This is a genomic window from Marseilla massiliensis (assembly GCF_023336985.1).
Classification (GTDB): Bacteria; Bacteroidota; Bacteroidia; order Bacteroidales; family Bacteroidaceae; genus Prevotella; species Prevotella intestinigallinarum.
Map to the genome: position 1 here is coordinate 13,389 of NZ_JAMBLP010000029.1, position 17,945 is coordinate 31,333.

The 17,945-nt window shown below is 49.3% G+C and carries 31 protein-coding genes; all 31 read left to right on the plus strand.

Annotation, left to right across the window (positions count from 1 at the left end):
* The first annotated feature begins 6 nt into the window (after positions 1–6).
* The 31 genes from fusA (at position 7) to rplQ (ending at position 17,156) form a co-directional block, all read left to right on the plus strand.
* Positions 7–2,124 (plus strand): elongation factor G, encoded by a 2,118-nt coding sequence (gene fusA / locus M3089_RS13965; protein ID WP_205109558.1) that lies wholly within the window; start codon positions 7–9, stop codon positions 2,122–2,124.
* A gap of 94 nt (positions 2,125–2,218) precedes the next feature.
* The gene (gene rpsJ / locus M3089_RS13970) at positions 2,219–2,524 is read left to right on the plus strand and encodes a 30S ribosomal protein S10 (RefSeq protein ID WP_072290385.1); all 306 of its coding nucleotides are present in this window, start codon (positions 2,219–2,221) and stop codon (positions 2,522–2,524) included.
* Positions 2,525–2,547: 23 nt separating this feature from the next.
* Positions 2,548–3,162 (plus strand): 50S ribosomal protein L3, encoded by a 615-nt coding sequence (gene rplC / locus M3089_RS13975; RefSeq protein ID WP_205109560.1) that lies wholly within the window; start codon positions 2,548–2,550, stop codon positions 3,160–3,162.
* Entirely contained in the window at positions 3,162–3,791 is a 630-nt protein-coding gene (rplD, locus tag M3089_RS13980) for a 50S ribosomal protein L4 (protein ID WP_205109562.1), read from the plus strand. The genes rplC and rplD overlap by 1 nt, the downstream gene beginning before the upstream one ends.
* A 15-nt stretch (positions 3,792–3,806) precedes the next feature.
* A complete protein-coding gene (gene rplW, locus M3089_RS13985) occupies positions 3,807–4,169 on the plus strand; it encodes a 50S ribosomal protein L23 (protein ID WP_205109563.1) in 363 nt (120 codons plus the stop codon).
* Between the two features lie 5 nt (positions 4,170–4,174).
* A complete protein-coding gene (gene rplB / locus M3089_RS13990; protein WP_205109565.1) occupies positions 4,175–5,002 on the plus strand; it encodes a 50S ribosomal protein L2 in 828 nt (275 codons plus the stop codon).
* Between the two features lie 22 nt (positions 5,003–5,024).
* Positions 5,025–5,291: a 30S ribosomal protein S19 gene (rpsS, locus tag M3089_RS13995; protein WP_205109567.1), complete on the plus strand. Its 267-nt coding sequence runs from the start codon at positions 5,025–5,027 to the stop codon at positions 5,289–5,291.
* Between the two features lie 34 nt (positions 5,292–5,325).
* Positions 5,326–5,727 carry a 50S ribosomal protein L22 gene (rplV, locus tag M3089_RS14000; protein WP_205109569.1) on the plus strand — a complete coding sequence of 134 codons (402 nt, stop codon included), beginning with the start codon at positions 5,326–5,328 and terminating at the stop codon, positions 5,725–5,727.
* 8 nt (positions 5,728–5,735) lie between these two features.
* A complete protein-coding gene (gene rpsC / locus M3089_RS14005; RefSeq protein WP_205109571.1) occupies positions 5,736–6,458 on the plus strand; it encodes a 30S ribosomal protein S3 in 723 nt (240 codons plus the stop codon).
* 22 nt (positions 6,459–6,480) lie between these two features.
* Positions 6,481–6,909: a 50S ribosomal protein L16 gene (gene rplP / locus M3089_RS14010; protein ID WP_205109573.1), complete on the plus strand. Its 429-nt coding sequence runs from the start codon at positions 6,481–6,483 to the stop codon at positions 6,907–6,909.
* A 2-nt stretch (positions 6,910–6,911) separates the two neighbouring features.
* A complete protein-coding gene (gene rpmC / locus M3089_RS14015) occupies positions 6,912–7,106 on the plus strand; it encodes a 50S ribosomal protein L29 (RefSeq protein ID WP_205109575.1) in 195 nt (64 codons plus the stop codon).
* Between the two features lie 10 nt (positions 7,107–7,116).
* Positions 7,117–7,371 (plus strand): 30S ribosomal protein S17, encoded by a 255-nt coding sequence (gene rpsQ, locus M3089_RS14020; protein ID WP_205109577.1) that lies wholly within the window; start codon positions 7,117–7,119, stop codon positions 7,369–7,371.
* A gap of 2 nt (positions 7,372–7,373) precedes the next feature.
* The gene (gene rplN / locus M3089_RS14025) at positions 7,374–7,739 is read left to right on the plus strand and encodes a 50S ribosomal protein L14 (protein ID WP_205109579.1); all 366 of its coding nucleotides are present in this window, start codon (positions 7,374–7,376) and stop codon (positions 7,737–7,739) included.
* A gap of 21 nt (positions 7,740–7,760) precedes the next feature.
* A complete protein-coding gene (gene rplX, locus M3089_RS14030) occupies positions 7,761–8,108 on the plus strand; it encodes a 50S ribosomal protein L24 (RefSeq protein WP_205109580.1) in 348 nt (115 codons plus the stop codon).
* Positions 8,108–8,662, plus strand: a complete 555-nt coding sequence (gene rplE / locus M3089_RS14035; protein WP_205109582.1) for a 50S ribosomal protein L5 — start codon at positions 8,108–8,110, stop codon at positions 8,660–8,662. Before rplX ends, rplE begins: the two co-directional genes overlap by 1 nt.
* Before the next feature lie 6 nt (positions 8,663–8,668).
* Positions 8,669–8,971 (plus strand): 30S ribosomal protein S14, encoded by a 303-nt coding sequence (gene rpsN / locus M3089_RS14040; RefSeq protein ID WP_249084755.1) that lies wholly within the window; start codon positions 8,669–8,671, stop codon positions 8,969–8,971.
* Between the two features lie 68 nt (positions 8,972–9,039).
* Entirely contained in the window at positions 9,040–9,435 is a 396-nt protein-coding gene (gene rpsH, locus M3089_RS14045; protein ID WP_205109586.1) for a 30S ribosomal protein S8, read from the plus strand.
* 14 nt (positions 9,436–9,449) lie between these two features.
* Positions 9,450–10,016 carry a 50S ribosomal protein L6 gene (rplF, locus tag M3089_RS14050; protein WP_205109588.1) on the plus strand — a complete coding sequence of 189 codons (567 nt, stop codon included), beginning with the start codon at positions 9,450–9,452 and terminating at the stop codon, positions 10,014–10,016.
* 18 nt (positions 10,017–10,034) lie between these two features.
* Positions 10,035–10,379 (plus strand): 50S ribosomal protein L18, encoded by a 345-nt coding sequence (gene rplR, locus M3089_RS14055; RefSeq protein WP_249084758.1) that lies wholly within the window; start codon positions 10,035–10,037, stop codon positions 10,377–10,379.
* Positions 10,380–10,385: 6 nt separating this feature from the next.
* Positions 10,386–10,898 carry a 30S ribosomal protein S5 gene (gene rpsE / locus M3089_RS14060; RefSeq protein ID WP_205109592.1) on the plus strand — a complete coding sequence of 171 codons (513 nt, stop codon included), beginning with the start codon at positions 10,386–10,388 and terminating at the stop codon, positions 10,896–10,898.
* Positions 10,899–10,910: 12 nt separating this feature from the next.
* On the plus strand, positions 10,911–11,087 hold the full coding sequence (gene rpmD / locus M3089_RS14065) for a 50S ribosomal protein L30 (protein WP_205109594.1): 177 nt from the start codon (positions 10,911–10,913) through the stop codon (positions 11,085–11,087).
* 28 nt (positions 11,088–11,115) lie between these two features.
* Positions 11,116–11,562, plus strand: a complete 447-nt coding sequence (gene rplO, locus M3089_RS14070) for a 50S ribosomal protein L15 (RefSeq protein WP_205109595.1) — start codon at positions 11,116–11,118, stop codon at positions 11,560–11,562.
* A 4-nt stretch (positions 11,563–11,566) separates the two neighbouring features.
* Positions 11,567–12,910 (plus strand): preprotein translocase subunit SecY, encoded by a 1,344-nt coding sequence (gene secY, locus M3089_RS14075; RefSeq protein WP_205109597.1) that lies wholly within the window; start codon positions 11,567–11,569, stop codon positions 12,908–12,910.
* A gap of 13 nt (positions 12,911–12,923) precedes the next feature.
* Positions 12,924–13,724, plus strand: coding sequence for a type I methionyl aminopeptidase (gene map / locus M3089_RS14080; protein ID WP_249084759.1), 801 nt, complete (start codon positions 12,924–12,926; stop codon positions 13,722–13,724).
* Position 13,725: 1 nt separating this feature from the next.
* A complete protein-coding gene (gene infA, locus M3089_RS14085) occupies positions 13,726–13,944 on the plus strand; it encodes a translation initiation factor IF-1 (RefSeq protein WP_004369550.1) in 219 nt (72 codons plus the stop codon).
* 15 nt (positions 13,945–13,959) lie between these two features.
* On the plus strand, positions 13,960–14,076 hold the full coding sequence (rpmJ, locus tag M3089_RS14090; RefSeq protein ID WP_006950529.1) for a 50S ribosomal protein L36: 117 nt from the start codon (positions 13,960–13,962) through the stop codon (positions 14,074–14,076).
* A gap of 39 nt (positions 14,077–14,115) precedes the next feature.
* Positions 14,116–14,496 carry a 30S ribosomal protein S13 gene (gene rpsM / locus M3089_RS14095; RefSeq protein WP_205109601.1) on the plus strand — a complete coding sequence of 127 codons (381 nt, stop codon included), beginning with the start codon at positions 14,116–14,118 and terminating at the stop codon, positions 14,494–14,496.
* A gap of 30 nt (positions 14,497–14,526) precedes the next feature.
* Positions 14,527–14,916 (plus strand): 30S ribosomal protein S11, encoded by a 390-nt coding sequence (rpsK, locus tag M3089_RS14100; protein WP_205109602.1) that lies wholly within the window; start codon positions 14,527–14,529, stop codon positions 14,914–14,916.
* A gap of 37 nt (positions 14,917–14,953) precedes the next feature.
* On the plus strand, positions 14,954–15,559 hold the full coding sequence (rpsD, locus tag M3089_RS14105; RefSeq protein ID WP_205109604.1) for a 30S ribosomal protein S4: 606 nt from the start codon (positions 14,954–14,956) through the stop codon (positions 15,557–15,559).
* Positions 15,560–15,571: 12 nt separating this feature from the next.
* Entirely contained in the window at positions 15,572–16,564 is a 993-nt protein-coding gene (locus M3089_RS14110) for a DNA-directed RNA polymerase subunit alpha (protein WP_205109606.1), read from the plus strand.
* A gap of 64 nt (positions 16,565–16,628) precedes the next feature.
* Complete coding sequence (gene rplQ, locus M3089_RS14115; protein ID WP_249084762.1) at positions 16,629–17,156, plus strand: 50S ribosomal protein L17; 528 nt, start codon at positions 16,629–16,631, stop codon at positions 17,154–17,156.
* Positions 17,157–17,945 lie beyond the last annotated feature (789 nt).

Below are 17,945 nucleotides of genomic sequence, written 5' to 3' on the forward strand. Positions count from 1 at the left end.
AAGACAATGGCAAACCGCGATTTACATTTGACGCGCAACATCGGCATCATGGCGCATATTGATGCCGGAAAGACCACGACGTCGGAGCGCATCCTGTTCTACACCGGCAAGACCCACAAGATCGGCGAGGTGCATGACGGTGCCGCTACGATGGACTGGATGGCCCAGGAGCAGGAGCGTGGTATAACTATTACCTCTGCTGCTACCACCTGCAATTGGAAGTGGGGTGGCAATGAGTATAAGATCAACCTCATCGACACTCCGGGACACGTTGACTTCACCGCAGAGGTTGAGCGCTCGCTCCGTGTGCTCGACGGTGCTGTGGCCACTTATTCTGCAGCCGATGGCGTGCAGCCTCAGTCGGAGACTGTGTGGCGCCAGGCTGACAAGTATAATGTGCCGCGTATCGGTTATGTAAACAAGATGGACCGCTCTGGAGCCGATTTCTTCGAGACTGTTCAGCAGATGAAGGATATCCTCGGAGCCAATCCTGTTGTTATGCAGGTGCCTATTGGTGCTGAAGAGAACTTCAAAGGCGTTGTAGACCTGATCAAGATGAAGGCCATCCTGTGGCACGACGAGACCATGGGCGCTGAGTATTCCATTGAGGAGATACCTGCCGACCTTAAGGACGAGTGCGACGAGTGGCGCAACAAGCTCCTTGAGGCTGCCGCCGAGTATGATGAGGCCATCATGGAGAAGTATTTCGACGACCCCAACACAATCACCGAGGACGAGATCATCGCTGCCATACGCAAGGGTACTGTATCGATGGCCTGCACCCCGATGATATGCGGTTCTTCATACAAGAACAAGGGCGTTCAGCCGTTGCTCGACTATGTTTGCGCTTTCCTGCCGTCGCCCCTCGACACCGAGAACATCGTGGGCACCAATCCTGAGACAGGTGAGGAAGAGGATCGCAAGCCTTCTGAGGACGCTCCTACTGCAGCCCTCGCATTCAAGATTGCCACCGACCCCTACATGGGACGCCTCGTGTTCTTCCGCGTTTATTCCGGCAAGGTGTGCGCAGGCTCATACGTGCTGAACACACGTTCCGGCAAGAAGGAGCGCGTGAGCCGCCTGTTCCAGATGAACTCCAACAAGGAAATACCCATGGAGTCTATCGATGCCGGCGACATTGGTGCAGGAGTTGGATTCAAGGACATACGTACAGGCGACACCTTGTGCGAAGAGGCTCACCCCATCGTGCTGGAGTCTATGACCTTCCCCGACACTGTGATATCCATCGCAGTGGAGCCCAAGAGCCAGGCAGACATCGCCAAGCTCGACAACGGCCTTGCCAAGCTGGCCGAGGAGGATCCTACGTTCACCGTTCGTACCGACGAGCAGAGTGGCCAGACCATCATCTCGGGTATGGGTGAGCTTCACCTCGACATCATCATCGACCGTCTGAAGCGTGAGTTCAAGGTAGAGTGCAACCAGGGTAAGCCCCAGGTTAACTACAAGGAAGCCATCACCAAGACTGTCAACCTGCGTGAGGTTTACAAGAAGCAGAGCGGCGGTCGTGGTAAGTTTGCCGATATCATTGTCAACATCGGCCCGGTAGACGAGGACTTCAAGGAGGGCGGATTGCAGTTCGTCAACGAGGTTAAGGGTGGTAATATTCCCAAGGAATTCATCCCCTCGGTGCAGAAGGGCTTCGAGAACGCCATGAAGAACGGTGTGCTTGGCGGCTATCCGATGGACAGCATGAAGGTGACGCTGCTCGACGGTTCGTTCCACCCGGTAGACTCAGACCAGCTTTCGTTTGAGCTCGCAGCAATCAATGCCTACAAGAATGGTTGCGTAAAGGCAGGCCCTGTGCTCATGGAGCCCATCATGAAGCTCGAGGTAATCACTCCCGAGGAGAACATGGGTGACGTGATCGGCGACCTCAACAAGCGCCGTGGCCAGGTTGAAGGCATGGACGAGGCTCGCAGTGGCGCACGCGTGGTAAAGGCAATGGTGCCCCTGTCAGAGATGTTCGGATACGTGACAGCTCTGCGTACCATCACCTCAGGTCGCGCAACCAGCTCGATGGAGTACGACCATCATGCGCCTCTCTCAAGCTCTATTGCAAAGGCTGTGCTTGAAGAAGTGAAGGGACGCGCCGACCTGGTGTAATTATATAGACATAACTGAGAGTGCAGGGCTGTTTAGCGAATGACTCTTAAGCAGCTCGGCACTCTCACTACACAAACATAACAAACAAACAATAATGAGTCAGAAAATCAGAATCAAGCTGAAGTCGTACGACCACAAGCTCGTAGACAAGTCAGCAGAGAAAATTGTGAAGGCAGTAAAGGCCACAGGGGCAATCATCAGCGGCCCTATTCCATTGCCTACCCACAAGCGCATTTACACTGTCAACCGCAGTACGTTCGTTAACAAGAAGTCACGCGAGCAGTTCCAGCTCTCAGACTACAAGCGTCTGATTGACATCTACAGCTCTACTGCAAAGACTGTTGACGCGTTGATGAAGCTGGAGTTGCCCAGCGGTGTTGAGGTAGAAATCAAAGTATAGTACTGTTTTAATATTAAATTGAAATGCCAGGATTAATTGGAAGAAAAATCGGAATGACATCCGTTTTCAGTGCCGACGGCAAGAATGTGCCGTGCACTGTTATCGAAGCTGGTCCTTGTGTTGTTACTCAAGTGAAGACCGTTGAGAAAGACGGTTACAAGGCTGTTCAGTTGGGCTTCGCCGAGGCAAAGGAGAAGAATACCTCCAAGCCTATGATGGGCGTGTTCAAGAAGGCCGGTACAACACCTAAGCGCCACTTGGCCGAGTTCAAGTTTGACGAGGAGTATAACCTCGGTGACACCATTACGGTTGACATCTTCAACGACGTACAGTTCGTTGATGTTGTCGGGACATCAAAGGGTAAAGGTTTCCAGGGCGTAATCAAGCGCCACGGCTTTGGCGGTGTAGGCCAGAGCACCCACGGTCAGGACGACCGCGCCCGCAAGCCGGGTTCTATCGGAGCCTGCTCTTATCCCGCAAAGGTGTTCAAGGGCTTGCGCATGGCCGGACACATGGGTAACGAGAGGGTGACCACCCAGAATCTGAGAGTTTTGAAAGTGATACCGGAACATAACCTTATCCTTGTAAAGGGTAGTGTTGCTGGTTATAATGGTTCAACCGTATTAATTGAGAAATAATGGAAATTAACGTATTAAATATCAATGGCCAGGAGACCGGGAGAAAGGTTACGTTAAACGAGGGCATCTTCGGAATTGAACCTAATGACCATGTCATTTATCTGGATGTGAAGCAATATCTTGCCAACCAGCGCCAGGGCACGGCCAAGTCTAAGGAGAGGAGCGAGGTTTCCGGCTCAACCCGCAAGCTCGGTCGCCAGAAAGGTGGCGGCGGTGCACGTCGTGGTGACATCAACTCTCCGCTGCTCGTTGGTGGTGGTCGTGTGTTCGGTCCGAAGCCCCGTGACTACGGTTTCAAGCTGAATAAAAAAGTAAAGAATCTTGCTCGCAAGAGTGCTCTGTCTTACAAGGCACAAGAGAATGCAATATTGGTAGTAGAGGATTTCCAAATGGAAGCCCCTAAGACTAAAGAGTTTATAAATATTGCTAAAAATCTCAAAGTTGACGGTAAGAAAGCCCTTTATCTTTTGCCGGATGTGAATAAAAACGTATATTTGTCAGCTCGCAACTTGCAGCGCGTCGAAGTTATGCTTGCCGCATCACTCAATACGTATAAAGTTTTGAACGCAGATGTGCTGGTTATCACCGAGAATTCGCTCAAGGAGATTGACGGTATCTTAAACAAATAAAGGAGACAACGGAATATGGCATTTATTATAAAACCTTTGGTCACTGAGAAGATGACCAAGATTACAGACAAGTCTTCTGTGGATAGAACTTATACTCCGAAGGCGGGCAAGAACAAGGGCCAGCAGGTGACCAAGAAGGCCACCCCCAAGTATGGCTTCATCGTTAAGCCTGAGGCCAGCAAGATTGACATACAGAAAGAAATCGAGGCCCTGTATAACGTTACCGTTATTGGCGTGAACACAATGCGCTATTCAGGTAAGCGTTCTGCACGTTATACGAAGGCTGGTCTTGTGAAAGGCCAGCGCAATGCGTATAAGAAGGCAATCGTCACTCTGAAGGAGGGTGATACCATAGATTTTTATAGCAATATACAATAATACAAATGGCAGTACGTAAGTTTAAACCGGTTACTCCGGGTCAAAGACACAAGATTATTGGCACGTTCGAGGAAATTACTGCATCCGTGCCAGAGAAGTCTCTCGTTTACGGTAAGCGTTCTACCGGCGGTCGAAACAACACCGGTAAGATGACCATGCGCTACAGAGGTGGCGGTCACAAGAGGAAGTTCCGTTTCATCGACTTCAAGCGGGAGAAGGATGGTGTTCCAGCAGTTGTAAAGACAATAGAGTACGATCCGAACCGCTCGGCTCGCATCGCCCTGTTGTACTACGCTGATGGTGAAAAGCGTTATATTATTGCTCCTAATGGACTGCAAGTTGGAACGACAGTGATGTCGGGTGCAGAGGCAGCGCCAGAGATTGGCAACTGTCTCCCGCTCGCAAACATTCCTGTGGGTACTGTGATCCACAACATCGAGCTTCGCCCTGGCCAGGGTGCCCTGCTCGTGCGTTCCGCAGGAAATTTCGCTCAGTTGACTTCACGTGATGGCAGCTACTGCGTAGTTAAGCTGCCTTCTGGTGAGACTCGCCTGATTCTTAGCGCTTGCAAGGCTACTGTGGGTAGCGTCGGCAATTCTGACCACGCCCTCGAGCAGTCTGGTAAGGCAGGCCGCTCTCGCTGGCTTGGCCGTCGTCCTCACAACCGTGGTGTTGTGATGAATCCTCATGATCACCCGATGGGTGGTGGTGAAGGCCGTCAGTCAGGAGGACACCCGCGCTCACGCAAGGGCTTGTATGCTAAGGGTCTTAAGACACGCTCGCCCAAGAAGCTTTCTAATAAGTACATTATCGAAAGAGCCAATAAGAAGTAATCACGTTAACTAAGTGTAAATTATGAGTCGTTCATTAAAAAAAGGTCCGTATATCAACGTTGCACTCGAGAAGAAGATTCTTGCCATGAACGAGAGTGGCAAGAAGAGTGTCGTTAAGACGTGGGCCAGGGCTTCAATGATTTCCCCCGATTTCGTGGGGCATACCGTTGCAGTCCACAACGGAAATAAATTCATTCCTGTTTACATTACCGAGAACATGGTTGGCCACAAGCTGGGCGAATTCTCACCCACACGTCGCTTTGGTGGTCATGCTGGTAATAAGAAATAGCAGGTTATCCACAAGAAAATAAAAGAAAACAATAATGGGAGCAAGAAAACATATTAAGGCTGAAGAAAGAAAGGCAGCCCTTAAAACACAGTATTTTGCAAAGCTGAAAGGCGTTCCCTCCTCTCCCCGCAAGATGCGCTACGTGGTAGACCTTGTGCGTGGCATGGAGGTTAACCGCGCCTTAGGCGTACTCAGGTTCACCAAGAAGGCCGCAGCTGCTGACGTTGAGAAACTTCTCCGTTCTGCCATTGCCAACTGGGAGGCCAAAAACGACCGTAAGGCTGAGGATGGTGAGCTTTTCATTACTAAGATCTTCGTGGACGAAGGTGTTACCTTGAAGCGCATGAGACCGGCACCTCAGGGCCGTGGTTACAGGATTCGCAAGCGTTCCAATCATGTGACTCTGTATGTAGACTCTAAAACTAATGATAAATAACAAGTAGAATGGGACAGAAAGTTAATCCGATAAGCAACCGTCTCGGTATAGTTAGAGGTTGGGATTCAAATTGGTTTGGAGGCAAGGACTTCGGAGACAACCTCGTGGAGGACATGAAAATCCGCAAGTACCTTAACGAGCGCCTTGCCAAGGCAAGCGTGTCTCGCATTGTCATCGAACGCACACTTAAGCTGGTGACCATTACTATTTGCACTGCCCGCCCGGGTATTGTCATTGGTAAGGGAGGACAGGATGTTGACAAGCTCAAGGAAGAGCTCAAGAAGCTTTATGACAAGGAGATTCAAATCAACATCTTTGAGGTTAAGAAACCCGAGCTCGATGCAACAATCGTAGCAAACAACATTGCCCGTCAGGTGGAGGGTAAGATTGCTTACCGCCGTGCCATCAAGATGGCCATTGCCAATACGATGCGTGCCGGAGCAGAGGGTATCAAGGTTCAGATTACCGGACGTCTTAACGGTGCAGAGATGGCACGCAAGGAGATGTACAAGGAGGGTCGCACCCCGTTGCACACATTCCGTGCCGATATCGATTTCTGCCAGGCCGAGGCCCTTACTAAGGTTGGCCTCTTAGGCATTAAGGTTTGGATTTGCCGTGGCGAGCTTTACGGCAAGCAGGATGTTTCGCCCAACTTCACGCAGGAGAAAGGCAACAGCCGCTCAAACGGTAGCAATGGTGGCAGGAAGTTCCGTAATAAGAAGAGTAAGTAATTGTTAAAAGTTAGAAGCTATCATGTTACAACCTAAGAGAGTAAAATATAGAAGACCCCAAGATGGCCGTGGCAACAAAGGCAACGCCCACAGGGGTACACAGCTGGCTTTCGGCTCTTTCGGCATCAAGACCCTTGAGGCCAAGTGGCTCGACAGCCGCCAGATAGAGGCAGCCCGTGTTGCTGTCAACCGCTACATGCAGCGTGAAGGTCAGGTTTGGATTCGCATATTCCCGGACAAACCTATCACTCGCAAGCCTGCAGATGTGCGTATGGGTAAGGGAAAGGGAGACCCCGCAGGATGGGTTGCCCCTGTAACTCCCGGTCGTATCCTCTTTGAAGTCGAGGGCGTTTCTTTTGAAGTTGCCAAGGAGGCCCTGCGCCTCGCAGCCCAGAAGTTGCCTGTAAAGACGAAGTTTGTTGTTAGACGTGATTACGATAAAAACGCTTGATTATGAAGGTTAAAGAAGTAAGAGAGTTGGAGACCAAAGACCTGGCCGAAAGATTGGAGACAGAAATTGCCAAGTACAATCAGATGAAGTTGAATCATTCAATCAGCCCGCTTGAGAATCCATCAGAGATTAAGATGACACGTCGTAACATCGCGCGCATGAAGACCATTCTGCGCGAAAGAGAACTCAACAAATAATTAGGGCCAGATGGAAAGAAATTTAAGAAAGACAAGACAGGGTGTAGTGATAAGCGCCAAGATGCAGAAGACTATCGTTATCGCATCTAAATTCAAAGAGAAGCACCCTATTTATGGTAAGTTCGTCCAGAAGACAAAGAAGTATCACGTGCATGACGAGAACAGCGAGGCCAATGTCGGCGATACCGTACTCATCATGGAGACCCGTCCTCTGAGCAAGACGAAGAGATGGAGATTAGTACAAATAGTAGAAAAAGCTAAGTAATTATGATACAGGCAGAAACAAGACTTACAGTGTGTGACAATAGCGGTGCCCGTGAAGCTCTTTGCATCCGCGTGCTCGGTGGAACTGGCCGCCGTTATGCCAGTGTGGGCGACGTTATCGTTGTGGCTGTCAAGAATGTCATTCCTTCAAGTGAACTGAAAAAGGGTGCAGTATCTAAGGCTTTGGTAGTACGCACAAAGAAAGAGATTCGTCGTGCAGACGGGTCATACATCCGCTTCGACGACAATGCCTGTGTGTTGCTCAACAATGCAGGCGAAATCCGCGGAAGCCGTATCTTTGGCCCTGTAGCCCGCGAATTGCGTGCCGTCAACATGAAAGTCGTTTCTTTGGCACCAGAGGTTCTTTAACAATAAAAATTGCGACAAGAGATGAATAAGTTTAAAATAAAGAAAAACGATATGGTGCTTGTCTTGTCGGGCAACGACAAGGATGTCAAGGGCTCTAACGGCAAGTACCCCGCTCCTCACAAGGTGCTTAAGGTGCTCGTAAAGGAGCAGCGGGCCATTGTTGAGGGAGTGAACATGGTATCAAAGAGCACGAAGCCTTCAGCAAAGCACCCTCAGGGTGGCATTATCAAGCAGGAGGCTCCGATACATATCTCAAACCTCAGCTTGGTTGACCCCAAGAGCGGTGAGCCCACTCGCGTGGCCATCAAGAGGACAGAGGATGGTAAGAAAGTCCGTATCGCAAAAAAGTCTGGGGAGGAAATTAAGTAATGAATACAGCACAACTAAAGAAAACCTATATAGAGGAGATAGCCCCTGCTCTCAAGAAGCAGTTCAGCTATTCTTCCACTATGCAGATTCCTGTATTGAAGAAGATTGTCATCAACCAGGGATTGGGAGATGCAACTCAGGACAAGAAAATCATCGAAGTGGCAGTAAACGAGATTACCGCCATCACCGGACAGAAGGCTGTAGCAACATATTCTAAGAAGGATATCGCCAACTTCAAGCTCCGCAAGAAGATGCCTATCGGTGTCATGGTTACTCTCCGCCGCGAGCGCATGTACGAGTTCCTCGAGAAGCTCGTAAGGGTGGCTTTGCCCCGTATCCGCGACTTCAAGGGCATTGACAGCAAGTTCGATGGCCGTGGCAATTACACCCTCGGAATCCAGGAGCAGATTATTTTCCCGGAGATTAACATTGATGCAGTAGATCGCCTTCAGGGTATGAACATCACTTTCGTAACCTCTGCAAAGACAGACGAAGAGGGGTATGCTCTGCTCAAGGCTTTTGGCCTGCCGTTCAAGAACGCTAAAAACGATTAAAGAGATATGGCAAAAGAATCAATGAAAGCCCGCGAGGTTAAGCGTGCCAAGCTCGTAGCCCGTTATGCAGAGAAGCGCGCCGCCCTCAAGAAAATCATTGCGACAACCGATGATCCAGCTGAGGCATACGAGGCAGCTCGCAAGTTGCAGAGCATCCCTAAGAACGCTAACCCTATCCGTTTGCACAACCGTTGCAAGATAACGGGCCGTCCGAAGGGATACATGCGCCAGTTCGGCCTCTCTCGTATACAATTCCGTGAGATGGCTTCCAAGGGCTTGATACCCGGTGTGAAGAAGGCCAGCTGGTAAATATGGCAGACTACAGATTTTAGTTTTTAATATTGTCGGGGAAGGCCCGATTAATTAAACAAACATTTATGACAGATCCAATAGCAGATTATCTGACGAGGTTGAGAAACGCAATCATGGCTCATCACCGTGTTGTTGAAGTACCGGCTTCAAACTTGAAGAAGGAAATCACCAAGATCCTCTTCGAGAAGGGTTACATCTTGAACTACAAGTTTATTGAGGATGGCCCACAGGGAACAATCAAGGTTGCCTTGAAGTATGACCCCACAACGAAGGCAAGCGCCATCAAGTGCCTTAAGAGGGTGTCGACACCGGGTTTGCGCAAGTACACCGGTTACAAGGAAATGCCGAGAGTTATTAATGGATTAGGTATAGCTATCTTATCTACATCCAAGGGTGTAATGACAGACAAGGAGGCTTCCACTCTCAAGATTGGCGGCGAGGTTCTTTGTTATGTATATTAATTGGAGGATTGAATATGTCAAGAATAGGTAAATTGCCAATTAGCATCCCTGCGGGTGTTACAGTAACCCTCAACAACGGGGTAGTCAACGTGAAGGGCCCGAAGGGCGAGCTTTCGCAGAAGGTAGACTCTTCTATAATCGTGAAGGTAGCCGATGGCCACGTGACTTTTGAGATTGACGAGAACAATCCTGTCAATTACAAGCAGAAGCAGGCGTTCCACGGCCTCTATCGTGCACTTGTCAACAACATGGTTGTAGGTGTGAGCGAGGGCTACAAGAAGGTGCTCGAGCTCGTAGGTGTTGGTTATCGTGTTTCAAACCAAGGTAACATCATAGAGTTCTCTCTCGGTTACACCCACCCCATCTTCATTCAGCTCCCCAATGAGGTGAAGGTTGAGACTAAGTCAGAAAGAAACCAGAATCCTATCGTCATTCTTGAGTCTTGCGACAAAGCGTTGCTGGGTCTTATCTGTGCAAAAATTCGTTCTTTCCGTATGCCTGAGCCTTACAAAGGAAAAGGTGTTCTGTTCCAGGGTGAAGTTATCCGCAGGAAGTCTGGCAAGACTGCTGCCGCTAAGTAACTTTAATTAATTACGATTATGACAACAAAGAAGATAGAAAGACGAATTAAGATCAAGTACAGAATTCGCAAAAAGGTATTTGGCACCGATGAGCGTCCTCGCTTGAGCGTTTTCCGCAGCAACAAGCAGATATACGCTCAGGTAATCAACGACAACGAAGGCAAGACCATCGTCTCAGCCTCTTCGTTGGGCCTTGAGGCAATGCCAAAGATTCAGCAGGCAGAGAAGGTTGGTGAGCTCATTGCAAAGAAGGCAATCGAGGCTGGTGTTACAGCAGTTGTCTTCGACCGTAATGGCTACCTCTATCATGGGCGTGTAAAGCAACTTGCTGATGCAGCGCGTAAAGGTGGACTTAATTTTTAAACGATTATGGCAATGAACAAAGTTAAAGTAAATAGTGACGTTGAGTTAAAAGACAGGTTGGTTGCTATTAACCGTGTCACCAAGGTGACAAAGGGTGGTCGCACCTTTACTTTCGCAGCCATTGTCGTTGTTGGTGACGGCAACGGCATCATCGGATGTGGCCTTGGAAAGGCTGGTGAGGTAACCGCAGCCATTGCCAAGGGCGTTGAGGCAGCCAAGAAGAACCTCGTTAAGGTGACATTGCTTAGGGGCACCATCCCTCATGAGATAGATGCACGTTTCGGTGGTGCTGATGTGTTCTTGCGTCCGGCAGCAGCCGGTACCGGTCTTGTGGCCGGAGGTGCCATGCGCGCCGTTCTTGAGAGCGTAGGCGTAAAGGACGTGCTTGCCAAGTCTAAGGGTTCTTCCAACCCCCACAACTTGGTCAAGGCAACGATTCTTGCCCTGAGCCAGCTGAGGGATGCATATACCATCGCAGGTACACGTGGCATTAGCATGGAGAAAGTATTTAGAGGATAAGGAGATTTTTGTATGGCAACAATTAAGATAAAGCAGATAAAAAGCAAAATTGGTGCTCCTGCAGACCAGAAGAGAACACTTGCTGCATTAGGCTTGCACAAGATTTCGCAGGTGGTTGAAAAGGAAGACTCTCCTTCGCTCCGCGGAATGATACGCAAGGTTCATCACTTGGTGACCGTTATTGACTAATTTTTCAAACTTAAAAAACGATTCGAAGATGAAGCTACATAATTTAACGCCGGCAGCCGGTTCCACTCATTCCCGTCGCAGGATTGGCCGTGGACCGGGCTCTGGCCTGGGTGGCACCTCTACCCGTGGCCACAAGGGAGCGAAAGCACGCTCTGGCTACAAGAGGAAGATTGGTTTCGAAGGTGGTCAGATGCCTTTGCAGCGTCGTGTGCCTAAGTTCGGATTCAAGAACATCAATCACAAGGAGTACCTCGCTGTAAACCTCCAGACACTCCAGCAGTTGGCAGAGGAGAAATCTCTCACCAAGATTGGGCTGGCTGAACTCGTAGAGGCAGGCATCACCAACGGCAAGAAACTTGTCAAGATCCTTGGCAAAGGCGAACTGACTGCTAAAATAGACGTTGAAGCAAACGCATTCTCAAAAACAGCTGAGGAAGCAATAAAAGCAGTAGGTGGTAACGCAACAATAATCTGAGGAAATGAAGAAGTTAATTGAGACACTACAGAACATTTGGAAGATTGAGGACTTGCGTCAGCGCATTCTCATCACTCTTCTCTTTACGGCTATTTACCGTTTCGGCTCATTCGTTGTACTTCCAGGTATAAACCCGGCCATGTTGGATAAACTACAGTCGCAAACCCAGGGGGGCTTGATGTCGCTTCTGGATATGTTCTCTGGTGGTGCATTTTCCAATGCTTCAATCTTTGCGTTGGGAATAATGCCTTACATCTCAGCTTCTATCGTTATGCAGCTTCTTGCTGTCGCTGTGCCTTATTTCCAAAAGATGCAGCGTGAGGGAGAAAGTGGTCGCAAGAAGATCAGTATGTACACTCGGTGGCTTACGGTGGCAATATTGCTATTCCAAGCCCCGAGTTACCTCATAAATCTTAAGATGCAGGCTGGAAGTGCCCTTGCTACGGGCATTTCCTGGTCTGTTTTCATCATCCCGGCCACCATTATCCTCGCTGCGGGAAGTATGTTCATCCTTTGGTTGGGTGAGCGCATTACAGATAAGGGTATAGGCAATGGTATCTCCCTGATAATCATGATAGGTATCATAGCGCGTTTGCCTCAGGCTTTCATCCAGGAAGTCAGCTCGCGCTTCACTGCCATCACCGGTGGCGGCCTTGTCATGTTCCTCATTGAGATACTCATTCTCTATGCAGTTGTTTGCGCATCTATTGTCTTGGTGCAGGGAACTCGCAAGATCCCTGTACAGTATGCAAAGCGTATTGTTGGCAACAAGCAGTATGGTGGTGCCCGTCAGTACATTCCCCTGAAGTTGTTCGCAGCCAATGTGATGCCTATCATTTTTGCTCAGGCTCTGATGTTCATTCCGTTGGCAATCGTGCAATACTCGACGCCCGAGAACTCCAGCTGGTTTGTGCGTTCCTTGATGGATCACCGCAGCTTGCTGTACAACGTGGTTTTTGCGGTGCTCATCATCGCTTTTACCTATTTCTACACGGCTATTACCTTGAATCCTACACAGATGGCTGAAGACATGAAGCGCAACAATGGCTTCATACCCGGCGTTAAGCCCGGTAAGGACACTGCCGAGTATATCGACACGGTGATGTCACGCATCACCTTCCCCGGTTCGCTGTTTATCGCTTTCATTGCCATCATGCCGGCACTCGCAGGATTGCTTAATGTGCAGGATGCATTCTCGCAGTTCTTTGGCGGTACTTCTCTATTGATTCTCATAGGCGTTGTTCTCGACACCTTGCAGCAGATAGAGAGCCATTTGCTCATGCGCCACTACGACGGCCTGCTCAACTCGGGCCGCATCCATGGCCGTGGCGGTGTTTCCGCATATTGATAAGGACTTCGTGATGAATATATTTCTGAAGACTGAGGATGAAATAGAGCTTATGCGCCAAGCGAACCTGCTCGTGGGCAGGACGCTTGGCGAATTGGCGAAGCATATCAAGCCCGGTGTTTCAACACTGCAGCTGGACAAGGTTGCCAACGAGTTCATTTGCGACAATGGTGCTGTGCCTACGTTCAAGGGGTTTCCCAATCCGTTTGGCCCGCCATTTCCGGCCAGCATCTGCACATCTGTCAACGATGTCGTGGTTCATGGCATTCCCGACGCCGCCACAGTTTTGAAGGATGGTGACATCATTTCAATAGACTGTGGAGTGTTGCTCAACGGTTTCAACGGCGACTCTTGCTACACCTTCTGTGTCGGCGAGGTAGCCCCCGAGGTAAGGCAGTTGCTGAAGGTCACGAAAGAGTCTCTTTACTTAGGTATCGAGGCTGCAATGGCCGGGAGGCATGTGGGCGACATCGGATGTGCAATCCAAGACTATTGCCAGAGCTTCGGTTACGGAATAGTCAGAGAGCTTACCGGCCATGGGATAGGCCGCGAGATGCACGAAGATCCAAAGATACCCAATTACGGTGGAAGGGGTCGAGGCATCATGCTGAAGTCTGGGATGTGCATAGCCATCGAGCCGATGGTGACGATGGGAAACAGGGCCATAGGCATCATGCCCGACAAGTGGACCATAAAGACGCTTGACGGACGGCCAGCCGCCCACTTTGAGCATACAATAGCCATACGCAAAGGCAAGGCAGACATTTTATCATCATTCGAAGAAGTAGAACGTTTAGAAGGCAAATTATATTGATATGGCAAAACAATCCGCTATAGAACAAGACGGGACAATCATCGAGTCGCTCTCCAATGCAATGTTCCGTGTTGAATTGGAGAATGGGGTGCAGATAATTGCCCACATCTCGGGCAAGATGCGAATGCACTACATCAAGATTCTTCCCGGCGACAAAGTAAAGGTAGAGATGAGCCCTTACGATTTGACAAAAGGCAGAATCGTATTCAGATACAAATAATCATTAGGCATAAATATGAAGACAAGAGCATCATTGAAGAAGCGCACCCCCGACTGCAAGATTGTGCGTCGCAAGGGTCGCCTGTTCGTTATCAACAAGAAAAACCCCAAGTACAAGTTGCGTCAGGGTTAATTAAGACATTAAACATTTATCTATTTTATTTATTAACAAATGGCAATAAGAATTGTTGGAGTAGATTTGCCCCAAGACAAGCGTGGCGAAATCGCATTGACTTATATCTACGGTATAGGTCGAAGTAGTTCAGCAAAGATATTGGATAAGGCAGGCGTCAGCCGCGACCTGAAGGTCAGCGAGTGGACAGACGACCAGGCAGCCAAAATCCGTGAAATCATCGGCGCTGAGTACAAAGTGGAAGGTGATCTCCGTTCAGAGATCCAGTTGAACATCAAGCGTCTGATGGACATTGGTTGCTACAGGGGAATCCGTCACCGTCTCGGTCTTCCTGTTCGCGGTCAGAGCACTAAGAATAATGCTCGTACCCGTAAGGGAAAGAAGAAGACTGTTGCAAACAAGAAGAAGGCCACTAAATAATTAATAGTTAGTAATTAAGAATTTGGAATCATGGCAAAGAAAACAGTCACTTCAAAGAAAAGGAACGTAAAGGTTGACGCGATAGGTCAGCTTCATGTACATAGCTCGTTCAACAACATCATCGTCTCTTTGGCCAACAGCGAGGGCCAGGTTATCTCATGGTCTTCAGCCGGAAAGATGGGTTTCCGCGGTTCAAAGAAGAACACCCCGTATGCAGCCCAGATGGCAGCTGAGGATTGTGCCAAGGTGGCCTACGACCTCGGTCTGCGCAAGGTGAAGGCTTATGTCAAGGGTCCGGGTAACGGCCGTGAGTCAGCCATCCGTGCTATCCACGGTGCCGGCATAGAGGTGATGGAGATAGTAGATGTTACTCCGCTGCCGCACAATGGCTGCCGTCCTCCGAAGAGAAGAAGAGTATAGTCAACGAGCAATGTAGAACTTATTAGCATTAGATATTATGGCAAGATATATTGGACCGAAATCAAGGATTGCGCGTCGTTTTGGAGAGCCCATCTTCGGCGCAGACAAAGTTTTGTCTAGGAGAAACTTCCCTCCTGGACAGCATGGCAACAGCCGTCGCAGGAAGACTTCCGAGTATGGCGTCATGCTGGCAGAGAAGCAGAAAGCCAAGTATACATACGGAGTGCTTGAGCGCCAGTTCCGCAATATGTTTGAGAAGGCTGCCCGTGCTGAGGGCATTACCGGTGAGGTGTTGCTCCAGAACCTGGAGAGCCGTCTCGACAACATTGTGTTCCGTCTGGGCATTGCCCCGACTCGCGCTGCTGCACGCCAGCTCGTTGGCCACAAGCACATAACGGTAGACGGACAGGTTGTCAACATACCTTCTTACTCCGTTAAGCCCGGCCAGATTGTGGCTGTTCGCGAGAAGTCAAAGTCACTCGAGGTCATCGAGGCTGCCCTTGCCGGTTTTAACCACAGCAAGTACCCTTGGCTCGAATGGGATGAGAACATCAAGGGAGGCAAGTATCTGCACAAGCCCGACCGTGCCGACATCCCCGAGAACATTAAGGAGCAGTTAATCGTTGAGTTGTACTCTAAATAAATCATTGAATTAATGGCGATATTAGCATTTCAAAAACCTGATAAAGTCGTAATGCTGGAGGCTACGGACAAGTTCGGCAAGTTCGAATTCCGTCCATTGGAGCCCGGCTTCGGCGTGACCATAGGTAACGCCCTGCGCCGCATTCTTCTTTCATCGCTTGAGGGCTATGCTGTCAACACTGTCCGCATTGCGGGGGTGGAGCACGAGTTCTCGTCAGTGCCCGGTGTCAAGGAAGACGTGACCAACATTATCTTGAATCTCAAGCAAGTGAGGTTCAAGCAAGTAGTAGAAGAATTCGAGAACGAAAAAGTTAGCATCACGGTTGAGAATTCCACCGAGTTTAAGGCCGGCGATATAGGCAAGTATCTGACTGGATTTGAAGTGTTAAACCCAGATTTGGTGATTTGTCATTTAGACTCAAAAGCTTCAATGCAGATTGACCTTACCATTAACAAAGGTCGTGGATATGTGCCCGCCGACGAGAACCGGGAGTTCTGCACCGATGTGAACGTAATTCCAATCGATTCTATTTACACCCCGATCCGTAACGTCAAGTATTCCGTTGAGCCCTATCGTGTCGAGCAGAAGACCGACTACGACAAGCTCATCCTTGAAGTGTCTACGGATGGTTCCATTCACCCGAAGGATGCCCTTAAGGAGGCCGCAAAGATTCTCATCTATCACTTCATGCTCTTCTCCGACGAGAAGATAACGTTGGAGAACACCGACGTTGACGGCAATCAGGAGTTTGATGAGGAAGTGTTGCACATGCGCCAGTTGCTCAAGACGCGCCTTGTTGACATGAACCTCAGCGTGCGCGCGCTCAACTGCCTCAAGGCAGCCGATGTCGAGACGCTCGGCGACCTTGTGCAGTACAACAAGACCGACCTGCTCAAGTTTCGCAACTTCGGCAAGAAATCGCTCACCGAGCTTGATGATTTGCTCGAGAGTCTGAATCTGTCGTTTGGAACCGATATTTCCAAGTATAAGTTAGACAAGGAATGACAGCCGTCCGGGTGCCTTCCAAGGTGCCCGGCACTGCTTCCACTTGAAAAAGTAAACAAACAAAATGAGACATAACAAGAAATTCAATCATTTGAGTCGTACTGCAGACCACCGTCATGCCATGCTTGCAAACATGACTATTTCGCTGATCATGCACAAAAGAATCACTACGACTCTCGCCAAGGCTAAGGCTCTGAAGAAGTATGCCGAGCCCCTTATCACTCGTTGCAAGGACGACTCAACCCATTCGCGCCGCGTGGTGTTCAGCCACCTGCAGAACAAGGAAGCTCTCAAGGAGCTCTTTGGGCCGGTTGCCGCTAAGGTTGGCGACCGTCCGGGAGGATACACCCGTATCATCAAGCTTGGGTTCCGTAAGGGTGATGGAGCCGAAATATGCTTCATCGAGCTTGTAGACTTCGATGAGAACATGGCTAAGACAGCCGGCAAGAAGAAGGCTACCCGCCGTTCTCGTCGCTCTGCCAAGGCTGAGGCACCTGCTGCCGAGGCTGCAGCCGAGACTGTTGAGGCAACAGAGGCTCCTGCCGCCGAGGCTGCCGAGGCTCCTGCCAAAGACGAGGCCAAGGCTGAATAACTTGAGGATTACAACTCACACAATAGCACCCGGGCAACTTCATTTGTCCGGGTGTTTTTTGTTTGCCTAATGAATTGTTGTTGTTTATGGTCAGTCTGAAAATCCGGCTGCAAATTCCGGGACACCCGATAAACATAGGGGCTTAAGCGTAAAGGGTGTTAGGGAGTTAAGAATTAAAAAATTAAGAAAGGGCTACGCTATGATAGCCAATGCTATTGTCCTCTAACTCCTTGTAACACCTTCTAACTTCCTCTAACTCCATTGTACACAAAGACTATTGTCTTAACTCCTTTACTCCCTAACTCCTTAACTTCTAAATAGCCACCTGGATTTATCCGGTGAGCCCAAATTCCCCTTTATGCAAGCTGTTTTGGAGGCATTAATCGCGAGCTTCTCCACCTCATTAAATCATCTTGCCTGTTTCGTTTCTTCAAAGAGCGCATGCCGCGCAATGGCTACAAATATCTCTAAACCGAAGACGATGTCTGCAACTATTATCAGACACTTGGCTTGAACCTCATCCGCAAAGGACTTTTCGGGCAATACAATTATGGACTGCCGATGTAAGACTTGAATGTCTGATACATGATTTAGAATTAAGGAGGGGATTTTTCCTCTCCTCTTCTCTTTATATACCGATAAATCATGGATTTACAAGAAAATACACTATCTTTGCGAAAGTAATCAAGCGTTATGTAACATATACGGTGAAAACATTGCACAAGTGGAGCATTCCAGACACAGGTGCTTTGACAATTATCTGCGCCATTTCCTGAGATTTTATGTAAT

Coding starts and splice junctions, on each gene's coding strand:
- fusA (WP_205109558.1), top strand. CDS start 7: ATGGCAAACCGCGATTTACATTTGACGCGCAACATCGGCATCATGGCG.
- rpsJ (WP_072290385.1), top strand. CDS start 2,219: ATGAGTCAGAAAATCAGAATCAAGCTGAAGTCGTACGACCACAAGCTC.
- rplC (WP_205109560.1), top strand. CDS start 2,548: ATGCCAGGATTAATTGGAAGAAAAATCGGAATGACATCCGTTTTCAGT.
- rplD (WP_205109562.1), top strand. CDS start 3,162: ATGGAAATTAACGTATTAAATATCAATGGCCAGGAGACCGGGAGAAAG.
- rplW (WP_205109563.1), top strand. CDS start 3,807: ATGGCATTTATTATAAAACCTTTGGTCACTGAGAAGATGACCAAGATT.
- rplB (WP_205109565.1), top strand. CDS start 4,175: ATGGCAGTACGTAAGTTTAAACCGGTTACTCCGGGTCAAAGACACAAG.
- rpsS (WP_205109567.1), top strand. CDS start 5,025: ATGAGTCGTTCATTAAAAAAAGGTCCGTATATCAACGTTGCACTCGAG.
- rplV (WP_205109569.1), top strand. CDS start 5,326: ATGGGAGCAAGAAAACATATTAAGGCTGAAGAAAGAAAGGCAGCCCTT.
- rpsC (WP_205109571.1), top strand. CDS start 5,736: ATGGGACAGAAAGTTAATCCGATAAGCAACCGTCTCGGTATAGTTAGA.
- rplP (WP_205109573.1), top strand. CDS start 6,481: ATGTTACAACCTAAGAGAGTAAAATATAGAAGACCCCAAGATGGCCGT.
- rpmC (WP_205109575.1), top strand. CDS start 6,912: ATGAAGGTTAAAGAAGTAAGAGAGTTGGAGACCAAAGACCTGGCCGAA.
- rpsQ (WP_205109577.1), top strand. CDS start 7,117: ATGGAAAGAAATTTAAGAAAGACAAGACAGGGTGTAGTGATAAGCGCC.
- rplN (WP_205109579.1), top strand. CDS start 7,374: ATGATACAGGCAGAAACAAGACTTACAGTGTGTGACAATAGCGGTGCC.
- rplX (WP_205109580.1), top strand. CDS start 7,761: ATGAATAAGTTTAAAATAAAGAAAAACGATATGGTGCTTGTCTTGTCG.
- rplE (WP_205109582.1), top strand. CDS start 8,108: ATGAATACAGCACAACTAAAGAAAACCTATATAGAGGAGATAGCCCCT.
- rpsN (WP_249084755.1), top strand. CDS start 8,669: ATGGCAAAAGAATCAATGAAAGCCCGCGAGGTTAAGCGTGCCAAGCTC.
- rpsH (WP_205109586.1), top strand. CDS start 9,040: ATGACAGATCCAATAGCAGATTATCTGACGAGGTTGAGAAACGCAATC.
- rplF (WP_205109588.1), top strand. CDS start 9,450: ATGTCAAGAATAGGTAAATTGCCAATTAGCATCCCTGCGGGTGTTACA.
- rplR (WP_249084758.1), top strand. CDS start 10,035: ATGACAACAAAGAAGATAGAAAGACGAATTAAGATCAAGTACAGAATT.
- rpsE (WP_205109592.1), top strand. CDS start 10,386: ATGGCAATGAACAAAGTTAAAGTAAATAGTGACGTTGAGTTAAAAGAC.
- rpmD (WP_205109594.1), top strand. CDS start 10,911: ATGGCAACAATTAAGATAAAGCAGATAAAAAGCAAAATTGGTGCTCCT.
- rplO (WP_205109595.1), top strand. CDS start 11,116: ATGAAGCTACATAATTTAACGCCGGCAGCCGGTTCCACTCATTCCCGT.
- secY (WP_205109597.1), top strand. CDS start 11,567: ATGAAGAAGTTAATTGAGACACTACAGAACATTTGGAAGATTGAGGAC.
- map (WP_249084759.1), top strand. CDS start 12,924: ATGAATATATTTCTGAAGACTGAGGATGAAATAGAGCTTATGCGCCAA.
- infA (WP_004369550.1), top strand. CDS start 13,726: ATGGCAAAACAATCCGCTATAGAACAAGACGGGACAATCATCGAGTCG.
- rpmJ (WP_006950529.1), top strand. CDS start 13,960: ATGAAGACAAGAGCATCATTGAAGAAGCGCACCCCCGACTGCAAGATT.
- rpsM (WP_205109601.1), top strand. CDS start 14,116: ATGGCAATAAGAATTGTTGGAGTAGATTTGCCCCAAGACAAGCGTGGC.
- rpsK (WP_205109602.1), top strand. CDS start 14,527: ATGGCAAAGAAAACAGTCACTTCAAAGAAAAGGAACGTAAAGGTTGAC.
- rpsD (WP_205109604.1), top strand. CDS start 14,954: ATGGCAAGATATATTGGACCGAAATCAAGGATTGCGCGTCGTTTTGGA.
- M3089_RS14110 (WP_205109606.1), top strand. CDS start 15,572: ATGGCGATATTAGCATTTCAAAAACCTGATAAAGTCGTAATGCTGGAG.
- rplQ (WP_249084762.1), top strand. CDS start 16,629: ATGAGACATAACAAGAAATTCAATCATTTGAGTCGTACTGCAGACCAC.